A 14543-nucleotide genomic window follows, 5' to 3' on the forward strand; every position below is an offset into this window, starting at 1 on the left:
ACAGGCCGCGCCGTTTAACACGACTCAGCCACGACCACACACTATCGAACGCAACGCATGAGCGAGAACTTCTACGACGTCTTGGGTGTCTCACGGGACGCCAGCGAGGAGGAGATCCAGCAGGCGTACCGAAAGCAGGCGGCGAAACACCACCCGGACGTGAGCGACGAGGACGACGCCGAAGACCGGTTCAAGAAGATCCAGAAGGCCAAAGAGGTGCTCACGGACGAGGAAAAGCGCCGCCAGTACGACCAGCTGGGTCACGACCGATACACCGAGGCCGACAAACGCGGCGCAACTGGTGGCGGTGGACGGGGTGGCGCAGGCGGTCCCTTCGGCGGTGGCGCCGGCGGGGCCGGCGGCTTCGAGGACATCTTCAACCAGTTCTTCGGCGGTGGCGGCGGACCCGGTGGCCGAAGCGACTCCCGGCCGCGACAGGGCAGTGACATCCGGACGGGGCTCACGATCGACCTCGAAGAGGCGTTCGAGGGCACGACGAAACAGTTCACCATCGAGCGACCGACACGGTGTGACACCTGCGGTGGCGAGGGCCATCCCCCGGACGCGGACGCCCGGACCTGTCCGCAGTGTAACGGGCAGGGACAGGTTCGACAGGTCCAACAGACGCCGCTCGGGCGGGTCCAGCAGACGACGACCTGTCCGGAGTGTGAGGGAGCCGGTGAGGTGTACAGCGAGACGTGTCCTGACTGTGGCGGCGACGGGGTCGTTCGTGAGGAGGCGACGCTGTCGGTCGACATCCCGGCCGGGATCCGGTCGGGCCAGAGTCTCCGCATGGAGCGCGAGGGGGCGCCCGGCGAGAACGGCGGCCCGAACGGCGACCTGCTGATCGAAGTCGACGTCGACGTCGGCGACCGGTTCGAGCGCGACGGCGACGACCTCTCGATCACCGAGGCGGTGTCGTTCCCGCAGGCCGTCTTCGGTGACACCATCAACGTCGAGACCGTCGACGGCACCGTCGAGATGGAGGTTCCGCCCGGCACCCAGAGCGGCGAGCGGTTCCGGCTCCAAGGGAAGGGGATGCCACGGCTGCGTCGACGTGGGCGTGGTGACCTCTACGTTACCGTCGCCGTGGTGGTGCCCGACTCGCTGAACGAGGAGCAGCGGGAGGCACTGGAGGCGTACGCCGAGGCCGGCGGCGAGGACATCGACGTCGGCGGCGGCTTCTTCGAGAAGTTGAAGAGCACCTTTTGAACTCGCCGACGCGGTCTCGATCCGCGCGACCGCGCGGGGCGTTTAAGCCCCACGGGAATCCATCTCTCATATGGACGTTGTCGGCGACGTACTCGCCCGCGAACGACGGAGTCGGGACCTCGCTATCGTCACGCCCGACGGCCGCGAGCGAACGTATCACGACCTCATCACGAACGCGTACAAGGCCGCGAACGTCCTCCGGTACCTCGGTGCACGCGAGGGGGCGACGGTGGCCGTCCACCCGGACCCGGGATTTCATCCGACGCTGGCGTTCCTCGGCGCGGCCGGACTCGGCGCCTCGGTCCGGTTCGACCCGGCCGCCGGCCTCGACGCTGGCGATCGTGTGGTGCTCGTCCCGACCGCGGCGGAGTCCGACACAACCCCGGCACCCGGAACGAACCTCACGGTCTTCGGGGGACCGCCGACGCGCCCCGAGACGACCCACTGGGAGCAGGAGTTGTGGAGTGAGAACCCCGGCATGGTTCCGTCGACCGTCGAGCCGACCGACCCGGTCGTCCGCGACCCGACCGGTTCACTCTCGCATCAGCGTCTCCTCGCGCTCGCCGACGCCGCGATCAAGGCGGCCGCGATCGACGCCGACACGCGGGTGGTGGTGCGCGCGCCGATCACCGACCACCGGGCGCTCGCCGCGGGCGTCGTCGCCCCACTAGTCACGGGAGGGACGGTCGTACTCGACAGGGCCCTGGGGGCAGAGAGCGATCCGCTCGCCGACGACCCCGCCCGCGGCGACGTCGCCATCGTCGCGGACGAGGCCGTCACGCCGCCGGAGCCGAGTCGGCTCGTCGTCGACGCGGTGTCGGAGCTGTCATCGACTCACGACTGAACGTGAGAAAGGAACATACCAAGTGTTTTAGGTCGGATCCGATACTTTCAGCATAGATGGATTCGCAGATTTCGGCCGAGACTGGGGCATTGCTTATCGGCGGATCGAGTGGGATAGGATTGGCGACAGCAGAACGGTTGACCCGCCGTGGAGTCAACGTCCACCTCGTTGGTCGGACGGAAACGAAACTGGAGGATGCCGTAGAGAGCCTTCCAGGGGATGGACAGGGTGAATATTCGGTCGTAGATCTGTTCGAGGACGACGACGTCGCGGAACTTGTTGACGCAGTCAACGAGTCGTCGTCTATCGAGTACTTGGTGAACGCGGCAGGGTCGTTTGCACCCAAACCGTTCTTGAACCATACAGAATCGGATTACGAAAAATACCATAAAATAACCAAGTCGTTCTTCTTCATCACGCAGGCCGTCGCTCAAGGGATGGTAGAGAACGGAGAGGGCTCTATCGTGAACGTCGGGTCGATGTGGGCACAGCAGGCCGTGAAGGATACTCCCTCTTCAGCCTACTCCATGGCGAAAGCCGGATTACATACACTCACACAACAGCTCGCCATCGAGTTGGGAGACGACGACGTCAGAGCCAATGCGGTCTCTCCAGCTGTGGTTGAGACGCCGATCTACGGTGAATTCATGGACCCGGAGGAAATACACGAGAATCTGCAGGCCTTCGACGAGATGCACCCGACTGGGGACGTCGGCCAACCAGAGGAAGTGGCCGCAGTGATCGACTTCCTTCTGTCCGAGGATGCGTCCTGGGTGACTGGAGCAATCTGGGACGTCGACGGCGGCGTGATGGCGGGACTGACCTGAGCTGCGAGCCTCGCGACCGTACAGACGTACGACCACGTGTGAATCGAACGACGAACCTGAGCGAGCGATAGGTGTTGTCGAACTAGCTGCCGTTCACCCTCTCTACTCGCTCGTCGCCGTCACGTCCGGGCTGAAGCGCGGGGCTTTCTTCGATGCATCGTCCGTTCGACGCCCGACGAGTAGGCGGCACGCGGTGTTCACCGGGCGTCGTCGACGTGGAGCAAACAGCTCGATTCGTGTGCGTCACCGTGGGTCACCGATGGCGGCTCACGCGCTGCACAAGGAGAGGTGAACGTCTCTGCGAGCGTTGCGGTCGCCGCCTCGAACGAGCCCGCGAGTATCTGGTCGAGTCCCGTACGGAGCGTCTCTTCGGCCGCCGTCGACGAGAGCTGACTCGGGATGTCGAACGCGTCCCGCAGCTGGGCGCGTGCCGCCTCGTCGGTCGCGGTCGCCGCCTCGTCGGGTGCAGCCGCGCGTTCACGCACCCGCGCCGGGTCGATTTCCCCCGATTCGACGCGCTCGTGGAGACGCACCACGCCCCGCCACGCGTCCTGGTCGAGGTCGAGCCCGTCGGGCTGGATCACTCGGTGACAACGCGTGTGAAACCGACATCCACTCGGTGGGTCCGCCGGACTCGGCACCGGTCCGTCGAGTTCGATCGGTGCCGGCGTCGCGCGCGGATCGGGCGTCGGAACCGACGAGAGCAGCGCCTCCGTGTACGGGTGTTTCGGGTCCGCGAACACCGTAGAGACGGGTCCCGTCTCGACAACCTCGCCGAGGTACATCACTGCGACGCGGTCACACACCTCGCGGACTACCGCCATGTCGTGGCTGATGAGCAGCACCGCGAGGTCGAAGGTGCGCTGGAGGTCGGCGAGCAGCGAGAGGATCTCGGCTTTCACCGAGACGTCGAGCGCCGACACCGGCTCGTCGGCGATCACGAGGTCGGGATTCACCACCAGGGCCCGCGCGAGCGCGATCCGCTGTTTTTGTCCCCCCGAGAACTCGTGGGGATACCGGTCGGCGTCGGCTTCGGTGAGTCCGACCCGCTCGAGTAGGTCTGCGACGATTCGGCGTCGGCGCTCTCCGTCCGTCATCCCCTGCACACGCAGTGGTTCCGCAACGGCTTCACCGACGGTTCGCCGCGGGTCGAAGCTGGCGTTCGGGTCCTGAAAGACGAGTTGTACACCGCGCCGGAACCGACGGAGCGCTCGCTCTGAAAAGCGGGTCACGTCGTTCGGGTGCGTGCCGTCGGCGTTCCGCGTCGCGCCACCCCGACCGTTCCCGTTGAATATCACCTCGCCGTCGGTGGGCGCTTCGAGCCGGGTGATGGCCCTCGCGGTCGTCGACTTGCCACAGCCGGACTCACCGACCACGCCGAGCGTCTCGCCGCGGGCGACGTCGAGGTCGACGCCGTCGACGGCGCGAACGACGTCGACCTGACGGTTCAACAGTCCCTCTCGCACCGGGTAGTGTTTTTTCAGTCCGGTGACAGAGAGCAGCGGCTCGTCGCTCACGGCTCCGGCTCACCTCGCGGTTCGCCCCGCCACGCCGCGTCGTCGTCGGGCTCAAGCACGGTCGGGTCCCCGCGCGAGCCGTAGTGCACACAGGAGGCCTGCTGGCTCGTCCCGACCGCGTGTTCCGGAGGCTGGCCGCCGGCTCGACACGCTGCCTCCGCGTGCTCACACCGGGGAGCGAACCGGCAGCCGTCGGGCGGATCACGGAGGTCCGGGAGGGTGCCGGGGATGCCGCTGCCGGAACCGCCGATCGAGGGGACACACTCGAGCAGGCGACGCGTGTACGGGTGTGCCGGGTGCTCGAATATGTCGACGACGTCACCGCGCTCCATCACCTTCCCGGCGTACAACACGACGACCCGGTCGGCGATCTGTGCGACGACGCCGAGGTCGTGGGTGACGAACACAATCCCCGTTCCCAGCCGCTCTTGGATCGACGCGAGCAGCGAGAGGATCTGCGCCTGGACGGTGACGTCGAGGGCGGTCGTCGGCTCGTCGACGACGAGCAGGTCCGGGTCGCCGGCGAGGGCCATCGCGATCATCACGCGTTGTTTCTGTCCGCCGGAGAACGCGTGTGGGTAGTCGTCGGCGCGGGCGCTCGCGTTCGCGATACCCACTTGATCGAGGAGCTCGACCGCACGAGCCCGTGCCTCGGCGTTCGAGACGGACTCGTGGACCTGGATCGCCTCGGCGATCTGCCACCCGACGGTGTAACAGTGGTTCATCGCCTCCTGAGGGTTCTGGAAGACGTGGGCGATCTCGGCACCGCGGACGGACCGGAGCGCCGGCTCCGACAGCCCGAGCAGGTCGCGCCCACGGAAGCGGACGGTCCCCTCGATCGTGCTGCCGGGGGCGTCGACGAGCCCCGTGATCGACTCCGTCGCGACGGTCTTTCCCGAGCCCGATTCGCCGACGAGACACACCGTCTCGCCCGCGTCTACGGTGAGATCGACGTCGTCGACGGCGACGAGCCGTCCCGCGTCGGTCTCGAACGTCGTCGTGAGCCCCTCGACGGCGAGCAGTGGGTCGTCGCTCATTGGTTCTCGGCCTCCGTCTCCGGGTTCAACGCGTCCAACAGCGCGTCGCCGAGGAAGTTGAACGAGAGGATGGTCGCGAACAACACGAGCCCCGGGGCGAGCACGATCCACGGCGCGAACGAGAGGTCGCTCCGGCCGGCGGCGATGAGCTGCCCCCAGGAAGGTACCGCCGAGTCGCCGAGGCCCAAGAACGCCAGCTGGGCCTCGGCGAGTAAGAATCCCGGGACGAGGAGGGTGAGCTGCGTGACGATGCTGCTCGCGGTGTTCGGCACGACGTGGCGTCTGACGACCTGTGCGGTCGTCGCACCGCTCATCCGGCTCGCGTCCACGAACGGCTCTTCGGCGACCGAGAGCGACTTGCTGCGGACGTACCGCGCGGTGCCGCCCCAGGCGAACAACGAGAAGACGAGGATGAACATCCCCAGACCGGCTCCGTAGATGTAGAGGATGAGTAAGAACATCAACAGCGTCGGAAACGAGAGGACGATGTCGACGAACCGCATCAGGATCTCGTCGACCCACCCGCCGGCGTACGCGCTCACCGTGCCGACCGTGACGCCGATCGCCGCCACGATCGCCGTCGTGATGAACGCGATCTTGACGCTGATTCGCATCCCGTAGACGATCCCCGCGAAGACGTCTTTGCCCCCCTGTGTGGTGCCGAGCGGGTGTGTGAGCGTCCCGTGACAGCGGCCGTCGCGCAGCTCGCCGACGCACGTCGCCACGTTCGCGGCGTCGACAGAGAGGAACGCCGGCGGTTGGTGGCCGATGAGCACGCTCTGTTCGGGGGCGCTCACGACGAGGGGGCCGAAGAGCCCGCCGACGAAGACGATTCCGAGCCACCCGAGTCCGACGACCGCCGGTCGGTTCCGTCTGAACTCTCGCCAGTAGCGCTGGGTCATCCGCGGGTGTCGTGCGAGTGGGACGACGAGGTACCACGCGAAGAGCACCAGCGTCGCCACGAAGAGGTAGTCGACGGCGGTGAGGTCGTACTCGAGGCCGACGACGGCGAGCGTCGGCGTCCGTGCTGGAAGCACGGCCCGGTCGTATCCGGCGAGCACGACGAGCGGCACGAGCGTCGCGACGAGCCCGACCGTGGCGATCGACGGCTCGAACCAACGGGACCGCGAGATCTCACTCCACTCTACCTCGTCGAATCGGTCTGGGCGGTTCGCTGTCATGGGATCACCGGTCGTCGTAGCTGATCCGCGGGTCCAACACGGTGAACACGAGGTCCTCGAGGAGGTTGCCCACCACCGCGACGAAGGTGAACGCGAGCGTCGACCCCAACACGAGGTTCGTGTCCTGTGCGATCAGGGCGTTGTACGTCACCCGGCCGAGCCCCGGAATCGAGAACACCACCTCCACGAGCAGCGACGACCCGAGGAACAACGCGAGCAGCTGCCCGACGAGCGTCGTCGACAGGGGGACGAGCGTCGGGCGCATCACGTGATACGCGTACGCCCGTAGCGGTGAGACGCCCTTGGCCCGCGCGGTCTTCATGAACGCCGCCTCCTGGAACTCCGCCGACTCGTTTCGCGACACCCGCATCACCGCGCCGATCGATCCGGTGACGAGCACGAACACCGGAACCGAGAGCTGGACCGCGTTCGCGACGCTGAACACCGGGACGGTCGTATCGTAGGTGATCGGGATCACCTCGAACCAGACGCCGAACACCAACAACAGGATGATCCCGAAAAAGAAGTTCGGGATGGCGTACCCGAAGAACGCGGCTCCAGTCGCGAGGTGGTCCTTCCAGCTGTACTTGTTCGCGGCCGAGTACACGCCCACGAGCGGCCCGAGTACCACCGTGAGGATCGTCCACGGGATGGAGTACTGGGCGGTGTAGTAGAGCCCTTCGGCGAGTGCGGCGGTCACCGGCTGGCTGCGGCTGTCGGCCCACCCCCACTCGAGCGTGTACACGCCGCGGAGGTAATCGAGGTAGCGGACCGAAAGCGGCTGGTCGAGCCCGCGGAGCTCCCGAGCCCGTTCGGCCGCCGCTGCGGGGTCGCCACCCTCCAGTGCGGCCTGCGTCGCCGCCCGCTGGACGTCCGGGTTCGGGGCCGCAGCCAGCAACACGAACGTGATCGTCACGATCACGAGCGAGACGACGGCGGCCCACGCGAGGCGGGCGGCTACGTACCGACCGAGGCCCATCCCGACACCCCCGTTGAGTCACTCGCACGGTTTGACACGCTCGGATCACTCCGTCGGCGGGTAGAAGTCGGACCACCGCGGCTGCCACGTGAAGTGTGGCTCGGCGAGCCCGCGGTAGATCCCCTGGATGAGTTCGTCTTTGCCGATCGCCGCGGCGACCGCCTGTCGGAACGTCGTGAGCTGAAACAGGTTTCCCGGCCCCGTCTGCCACCCGTTGTCCCGCTGGTTCACCGAGAGGATCCGGTTGTACGGGGTCGGAATCTGTCGCACGGTCACGGCGTCGTTCTCTCGGTACGACTGGAACTGTTCGGGCGGGATCCCGGCGGCGTCCGCCTCGCCGGTCTCGAGCGCCCCGAGCCGCGACGCCTGCTCTTTGACGACGCGTACCGACGCCGACTCGAAGAGCGGCCCGTTCGCCATCCGCTCGGGGCCGACGTCGGTCTCACGGAGGTAGTAGTCGTCGTTGCGGACGTACGTCGTCCCCGAGCCGCGGTTCCACGCCTCGAGCGTGAAGGGCCCGAGGTTGCCGCTGAACGAGAGTTCGAGCAGCTCGGCGTCCTGTTGGAGCCCCTCGACGTCTTCGGCGTCGACGTAGGGCTCGAGGAGGTCGCGCGGGATCGGGAACAGGAGGGGGTCGTACGTCTCGGGCCACAGGACCGAGGGGGTCTCCAGCGTCGCCTGGAAGGTGAACTCGCCCGTCTGTTCGACGTCGACGCCGGCCCAGCTCGAGGCGGCGGCGGTGTTCGCCCAGTCGCTCTGGTGGACCGCCTGTATCAGGTAGACGAAGTCCTCGGCCGTCACCGCTCCGTACGGGTCGCTGAAGCGGAGGTTCTCGCGCACCTCGAACGTCCACACGCTCCCGTCGTCGGTCGACATGTCGTACAAAAGCGGGACGTACTCCCGGTCGTCGTCGAAGGTGTACCCCTGGTCGAGCACGCGCCCTATCGCCGAGCCGGCGCCCGACTCGGTGTTGTACAGCGGATTCAGGGTGGTGAATCCGGCCGAGCTGACCGTGTCGTACGACCCCGAGACGGTTGGCTCGCCCACGTACCACGCCGGGAGGTCCCACCCGTTAGCGAAGTTCTCGATCGGGCCCGTGAGGTCGGGGTTGTACCCGACGAGGTCGTCGCCGAGCAGGAGCGTGATGTACGGCTGCTCGCGGGCGAGGTTTTCGAATATCTCGACGAACGCCTCGCGGATCGCCTCGCGGCTCGTCGCCTGGCTCGCCGCCTCGAACAATCCCGTCGCGTCGAACTCGGGGTAGTAGCCGACCGGGTTGTACGTCGCCGTCGCGCCGTCGAAGAACACCCGATTCGTGAGCGGGTTGAGCGGGTACGTGTTCAGCCCGAACACGACGGACATGTCCCACGCCTCGTTGCTCGTCACCGACTGCGGGCCGGGATTCTGTGGCGTCGGGTTCTCCCACGTCACCTCCTCGCCGGCGACGGTGTCGGTCCCGCCTTCCGGCGTCGCCGTCCAGTACTCGTTGTTGAAGCGGGTCCCGTCTATCGCCTCGACGGTGACGTCGATGCCGAGCGCCGCGTCGAGCTCTCCGGCGATGTACTCGGCGGTGAGCTGTGAGGTCTCTTGGCCGGCGCTGTGATAGATGTCGAGCGTCACCTGGTCGCCGCTCGGCGTCACCAGCCGATCGCCGTCGAACCCGTAGTCGTACTCGGACGCCGCGAACGCCTCGCGCGCGAGCGAGCGTGCGACCTCGCGACCGGCGAGGTCGTCGACGCCGAACCGCGGGAACGACCCGACTTCGACGTCGGCCCCCCCGGACGCTCCGGATCCCCCGTCCCCTCCTGCGTCGGTTTCGCCGTCCGAACAGCCGGCGAGCGTGGCGGTTCCGGCGGCGCCGAGCGCCGCGAGCCACCGCCGTCTGCCGACGCGTCTCCCGTCTTCGGTTCCCTCCGTGGGCCGCCGTGGCATACGCTACACGAACCGGTCGATCCATATAAACTGTCGACCCGCTGTGCGGGCGCGTCACGGCGCGTCGAGGGCCCGCCGATCCGGAACGTCTTACCGGCGGCGACCGAATCACGCTGCATGACGGACGTTCACCCCGCCCAGCGCGTCGGGGTCCTCGCCGACGCCCAGAACCTCTATCACTCTGCACACAGCTTCTACTCCCGAAACGTCGACTACGCGGCGCTGCTGGAGTCGGCGGTCGGCGACCGCTCGCTGGTGCGCGCTATCGCGTACGTGATCCGTGCGGACTCGCCCGACGAGGAGTCCTTCTTCGAGGCGCTCCGAGACATCGGCTTTGAGACCAAGATCAAGCCGATCAAGACGTTCGCCGACGGCTCGAAGAAGGCCGACTGGGACGTCGGCATGAGCCTGGACGCCGTGACGCTCGCGAACCACCTCGACACGGTGGTGTTGTGCACCGGTGACGGCGACTTCGCCCGCCTGTGTTCACACCTCCGACACGAGGGCGTCCGCGTCGAGGCGATGGCGTTCGAGCGGGCCGCATCCGAGGAGCTGATCGACGCGGTCGACGAGTTCGTCGACCTCTCGGAACGCGAAGACCGGTATCTGTTGTAGCCGGCGCGACCGAGCGGCCGGTCGAACCGGTCACCCGAGCACTCGGTCTATCACGGCCGTCACCGTCTCGGCCGCCGTCTCGACCTCGTGGACCCGCACGTACTCGCGCTCGGCGTGGGCGACCGCGCCCGCGTCGTCGGCGAGGTTCCCGGGGCCGAACACGACGGTCGGGACCGGCGTAAAATACGACGCCTCAGTGGCCGCGCCAAACGGCCGTACGGCCCCGCCTCTGTCGGCCGGGAGTCCGGCCGCCGTGGTCGTCTCCCGAACGGCCGTCGCGACCGACTCGACGAACGCGTGGTCTGGCGGCGTCGAGAACGCCTCGAAGAACGGGGAGTCCCGTTCGGTCAACTCTACCGCGACGTCGACCGACGCGGGCGTCTCTCGGTCGACGGCCGTCTCGAGCCGACGCCGGAACTCCGACGCGGTCTCGGGGGGGACACACCGTCGGTCGACGGTTATCGAACACGACGCGGGGACCTGGTTCGTCGCTTTTCCGCCCTCGATCACCGTGGGCGTGAGCTTCGGGGCGCCGAGCTGTGGGTGCGGCTCGGTCGTCTCGTCGAAGGCGCGAATCGCCGCGAGGGCGCCCTCGGCGGCGAAGACCGCGTTCGCACCCGCGAACTCGGCGGCGTGTGCGGCGGCTCCAGAGAGCGTCACGGTCCCCTCGAACCGTCCCTTCGCGGCCGTACAGACGTCGAGGCCTGTCGGCTCCCCGACGAGACACAGATCGGGCTCGAGCCGGTCTTCGGCGCCCGGGAGGCGGCCAGTCATCGCGGCGGCCCCGAGTGAGTGCGTCTCCTCGTCGGGGGTCACCGCCAGCGTGAGCCGGCCGTGCGTCGGCTCGGCACCGAGGAAGCCGGCGAGGATCGCGGCGAGTGGTCCCTTCGCGTCACACGCGCCCCGCCCACGGATCACGTCGACCGGACCGCCGCTCGCGCCGGCCTCCGCGCCCGTCGCCGACCGGTCGCGTTCGAACGCGACGTGCGGGGTAACCGTGTCGACGTGGGTGTTCAGTACAAGGTGTGGACCGGCGTCGGGGGCCGGCGACGACCGCCTCGCGAGCACGCACCCTGCGTCGTCGACGGTCGTCTCGACGCCGGCAGCGGTCAGCGTCTCGACGAGGAGCTCGCGCATCGCGTCGACATCCTCCGCAGAGGGAGTGGCGACGGCCCGCTCGAGGAACGCCACCGGGTCGAACGCGTCCGTCATCGCGGCACCGCCGGCACGCGTCCGGCGTACTCGCGGGCGACCGGGCCGGTGAGCGTCGCCCGCTCGCCGTCCGGTGCCGTGATGGTGAGCTCGCCGCCCGGTGGGTGGGTGACGGCCGTCTCGTCGTCGATCAGTCCGATCCGGCGGGCGGCGGCGACGACCGCGACCGCGCCGGTTCCACACGACCGGGTCTCGCCTTCGACTCCCCGCTCGAAGGTACGCTGGTCGATGACCGGGCCCTGCCCCGCCTCGGTCTCGCGAATCGCGGCGAGGTTCACGTTCGCGCCCTCGGGGAAGACCGATGCGTGTCTGATAGGTGGTGCGACCGACTCGATGGTGACGTCGCCGATCTCGTCCGGATCAAGGAACGCCACGGCGTGCGGGACGCCCGTGTCGACTGCGGTGATGGTTAACCCTTCGACCGGCGTCTCGACGAGCGGCGCGTCGGCGTCGACCGGAACCGCCCGTGGGTCGAACCGCGGGACGCCCATCTCGATGGTCGCCTCGTGGCCGTCGGTGCTCACCGTCGCTCGACGCGTGCCCGCCTGGGTGTCGATCATGAACTCGCGGTCCCCGGTCCGATCGTGTGCCCACCGCGCGACGACCCGCGCGCCGTTACCGCACATGTCCGCCGTCGACCCGTCCGGCTGGACGAGCGTCATGACGACGCGCGTCGGGGTGTAGCCCGGCTCGACGCTCACGAACAACACGCCGTCGGCTCCTCGTCGACCGTTCGTCGTGTCGGCCACGGTCGCATCGGCCACGGTCGCGTCGGCGTCGAGATCAGTCGGCTCGAGACGTGCCGCCGCACTCACACCAGTCTCGCGGTCGCAGTGCGCCCGCGCGAAGGCCGCGCGGTCGGGAACGCGCGCCGCGGCGTCGACGACGAGAAAGTCGTTGCCGGTGCCGTGGTACTTCACGATCGGGACGGCGTGTGCACTCATCGGGATCCCCCCGTCTCGTCGTCTGCGTCTGCGGTCGCGTCTCGTTCGACCCGGGTGAGGTCGGCGTGTCGCTCGCGGCGACGGACGAGCCTCGCGTCGCCGCCTGCGAGCGCCACCTCCGCCGAACGCGGCCGCGAGTTGTACTGGCTCGCCATCTCGTAGCCGTACGCCCCGGTGATCCCGACCGCAAGCAGGTCGCCGCGGACGGGTCGCTCGATCCGCCGGTCCCGACAGAACACGTCGCCCGTCTCACATATCGGCCCGGCGACCGTGACCGACGTCGACTCCCGGTCGGCAGGTGCCGGCGCCGCCGTGGCGCCGCCGAGGAGTCGTATCGGGTGATACGCGTCGTACATCGCCGGACGGAGCAGGTCGGTCATCCCGGCGTCGACGCCGACCACGACCTCGCTCGCGGTCGGTTTGACCGTGTTCACGCGCGTCAAGAGGACGCCCGCGTCCGCGACGACGTACCGACCGGGTTCGACCGCGAGGTCGACGCCGGGGAGCACCCCGAGCGCGTCTCGGGTCGCCTCGGCGACCGCATCGAGGTCCAGCGGCGGCTCGTCGGCGCGGTACGGCACGCCGAACCCGCCACCCACGTCCACGTACTCGAGGGCGAGCGGGTCCGTGACGATCTGACCGTCGTCGGCGCTATCGGCCGCGAGCTCGTCGGTCGCGGGAGCCGTGAGCGACCGGGCGAGCGACCCCATTCTGGAGACGAGCGAGCGGTGGTCCTCGAGGTCGTCGGCGTCGATGCCGGAGCCGGCGTGGGCGTGGATCCCCACCACGTCGACCCGTGTCGCGGCCTCGCGGGCGACGCGTTCGGCCCTGTCGTACGGGATCCCGAACTTCGGTGCCGCGCCGGTGCGGACCTTCGCGTGGTGGCCCGCGCCCACGCCGGGATTCACCCGGAGACACGCCCGGCCGTCGTACCCGCGTTCGGTGAGCCGGTCGAGCGTGTCGACCGCGCCGAGCGTGATCGTCATCGCGGGCGCTTCCGCGGCGATGTCGACGACGCGGTCGAGGTCTCGAGCCGGAGGATTGACCGCGGTGTAGTGGACGCGCTCGCCGGTAAATCCGGCCGTGAGCGCCCGGTCGACCTCACCCGCAGACGCACACTCGGCATCCAATCCAGCCTCCCGTACCGTCTCCAACACTGCACGGCCCGTGTGTGCTTTCACCGCGTACCGCACGTCGGCGTCCGGAAACGCCGAGCGCATCCGCGCGCAGTTCTGGCGGACACGGTCGAGGTCCTGGACGTACAGCGGTGTTCCGTACGTGTTTGCGAGTGCGGTGAGCCGCGCCCTGTCCCAGTCGGTGAGCCGTCTGGTGACTGGGTTTGCCTCTGCACTCGCGACTCCGTCGACGTCGGTCATTCCCGGAGCGCGTCCTCCTGCCGGGTCGCTTCGAGCGTCTCGCGTTCGACGTCGGTCGCGACGACGGCCGGCTTGTACGCCCCGTCGGAAAACAGCTCGTGGTCACCGACCGACGACTCGACCATCCGGGTGAACGCGCGCCGGTTCGCCGGTAGGTGGCCGTACCGGATCTCCGAGTCGACGAGGTCGTACACGGGTATTCGGGGGGTGAGCAGCGTGTTCTCGCCGACGACGGAGTTCTCGCCGATTCGGAACCCGGAGGTCACCCGGCAGCCGGCGCCCAATGAGACGCCGTCTTCGATCACGACCGGGGCGTCCTCGATCGGCTCCAACACGCCGCCGATCAGGGTGTTCGCGCCGAGCTTGACGTCCGCGCCGATCTGCGCACAGGAGCCGACGGTGTCACACGAGTCGACGAGCGTGCCGTCGCCCACGTGTGCGCCCACGTTCACGAACGCAGGACTCATCACGATACAGTCGGCACCGAGGTAGGCACCGCGACGAACGACCGTCCCGTCCGGCGTGTTCCGCGTGCCGCGCTCGGCGAGGTCGGCGGTCTTTCGCAGCGGCAACACGTCGTAGTACGTCACGCCGCCGTGCTCGCGCGGCTCGGTCGCCCGGAGTCCGAAGTTGAGCAGGATGCCGCGTTTTACCCACTCGTTCGCCTCCCAGCTCGTCACGTCGTCGCCGGTCTTCTCGGCGGCGCGCACCTCGCCCGTCTCGAGGGCCGTGAGGAAGGCGTCGAGAACCGCCTCGTCGTCGCCGGTCGCCGCGTCGGCCGTGAGTCCGTCCTCGTACCGCTCCCAGAGCGCGCCGACGTCGGATTCGAGCGTCATTGTCGACACCTCGGCGACGGACGGTATTTAT

13 protein-coding genes are annotated in these 14543 nt (G+C 68.4%); 4 read left to right on the forward strand and 9 right to left on the reverse strand.

Going from position 1 to position 14543, the window contains the following annotated elements:
* Positions 1 to 57 precede the first annotated feature (57 nt).
* The 3 genes from dnaJ to ACNTAO_RS11710 all read left to right on the forward strand — a co-directional run bounded on the left by dnaJ (position 58) and on the right by ACNTAO_RS11710 (position 2883).
* On the forward strand, positions 58 to 1212 hold the full coding sequence (gene dnaJ, locus ACNTAO_RS11700; protein WP_435162204.1) for a molecular chaperone DnaJ: 1155 nt from the start codon (positions 58 to 60) through the stop codon (positions 1210 to 1212).
* 70 nt (positions 1213 to 1282) lie between these two features.
* Complete coding sequence (locus ACNTAO_RS11705) at positions 1283 to 2056, forward strand: hypothetical protein (protein WP_435162205.1); 774 nt, start codon at positions 1283 to 1285, stop codon at positions 2054 to 2056.
* 56 nt (positions 2057 to 2112) lie between these two features.
* Positions 2113 to 2883: an SDR family NAD(P)-dependent oxidoreductase gene (locus tag ACNTAO_RS11710; RefSeq protein ID WP_435162206.1), complete on the forward strand. Its 771-nt coding sequence runs from the start codon at positions 2113 to 2115 to the stop codon at positions 2881 to 2883.
* 197 nt (positions 2884 to 3080) lie between these two features.
* On the opposite strand, the gene ACNTAO_RS11715 is transcribed toward ACNTAO_RS11710, so the two are convergent.
* From ACNTAO_RS11715 to ACNTAO_RS11735, 5 genes are read right to left on the reverse strand one after another with little or no spacing between them, the layout of a single operon-like run.
* The gene (locus ACNTAO_RS11715; RefSeq protein WP_435162207.1) at positions 3081 to 4400 is read right to left on the reverse strand and encodes an ABC transporter ATP-binding protein; all 1320 of its coding nucleotides are present in this window, start codon (positions 4398 to 4400) and stop codon (positions 3081 to 3083) included.
* Complete coding sequence (locus tag ACNTAO_RS11720) at positions 4397 to 5437, reverse strand: ABC transporter ATP-binding protein (protein WP_435162208.1); 1041 nt, start codon at positions 5435 to 5437, stop codon at positions 4397 to 4399. The genes ACNTAO_RS11715 and ACNTAO_RS11720 overlap by 4 nt, the downstream gene beginning before the upstream one ends.
* Positions 5434 to 6618, reverse strand: a complete 1185-nt coding sequence (locus ACNTAO_RS11725) for an ABC transporter permease (protein WP_435162209.1) — start codon at positions 6616 to 6618, stop codon at positions 5434 to 5436. Before ACNTAO_RS11725 ends, ACNTAO_RS11720 begins: the two co-directional genes overlap by 4 nt.
* A gap of 4 nt (positions 6619 to 6622) precedes the next feature.
* Entirely contained in the window at positions 6623 to 7597 is a 975-nt protein-coding gene (locus tag ACNTAO_RS11730) for an ABC transporter permease (RefSeq protein WP_435162210.1), read from the reverse strand.
* A 45-nt stretch (positions 7598 to 7642) separates the two neighbouring features.
* Positions 7643 to 9529, reverse strand: coding sequence for an ABC transporter substrate-binding protein (locus ACNTAO_RS11735; RefSeq protein ID WP_435162211.1), 1887 nt, complete (start codon positions 9527 to 9529; stop codon positions 7643 to 7645).
* Between the two features lie 117 nt (positions 9530 to 9646).
* Between ACNTAO_RS11735 and ACNTAO_RS11740 the strand changes: the two genes are divergently transcribed.
* Positions 9647 to 10144, forward strand: coding sequence for a LabA-like NYN domain-containing protein (locus ACNTAO_RS11740; protein ID WP_435162212.1), 498 nt, complete (start codon positions 9647 to 9649; stop codon positions 10142 to 10144).
* A 30-nt stretch (positions 10145 to 10174) separates the two neighbouring features.
* Here the strand turns inward: ACNTAO_RS11740 and ACNTAO_RS11745 are convergent, their stop codons facing one another.
* The 4 genes from ACNTAO_RS11745 to ACNTAO_RS11760 are packed head-to-tail and all read right to left on the reverse strand — an operon-like array spanning position 10175 to position 14512.
* Positions 10175 to 11356 carry a M20/M25/M40 family metallo-hydrolase gene (locus ACNTAO_RS11745; RefSeq protein ID WP_435162213.1) on the reverse strand — a complete coding sequence of 394 codons (1182 nt, stop codon included), beginning with the start codon at positions 11354 to 11356 and terminating at the stop codon, positions 10175 to 10177.
* Positions 11353 to 12300 carry a diaminopimelate epimerase gene (gene dapF, locus ACNTAO_RS11750; protein ID WP_435162214.1) on the reverse strand — a complete coding sequence of 316 codons (948 nt, stop codon included), beginning with the start codon at positions 12298 to 12300 and terminating at the stop codon, positions 11353 to 11355. The genes ACNTAO_RS11745 and dapF overlap by 4 nt, the downstream gene beginning before the upstream one ends.
* The gene (gene lysA / locus ACNTAO_RS11755) at positions 12297 to 13676 is read right to left on the reverse strand and encodes a diaminopimelate decarboxylase (protein WP_435162215.1); all 1380 of its coding nucleotides are present in this window, start codon (positions 13674 to 13676) and stop codon (positions 12297 to 12299) included. Before lysA ends, dapF begins: the two co-directional genes overlap by 4 nt.
* The gene (locus tag ACNTAO_RS11760; protein WP_435162216.1) at positions 13673 to 14512 is read right to left on the reverse strand and encodes a 2,3,4,5-tetrahydropyridine-2,6-dicarboxylate N-succinyltransferase; all 840 of its coding nucleotides are present in this window, start codon (positions 14510 to 14512) and stop codon (positions 13673 to 13675) included. Before ACNTAO_RS11760 ends, lysA begins: the two co-directional genes overlap by 4 nt.
* Between the last annotated feature and the right edge of the window lie 31 nt (positions 14513 to 14543).

The organism is Halorubrum zhoui, assembly GCF_051194155.1.
In the GTDB taxonomy this organism is placed as follows: domain Archaea; phylum Halobacteriota; class Halobacteria; order Halobacteriales; family Haloferacaceae; genus Halorubrum.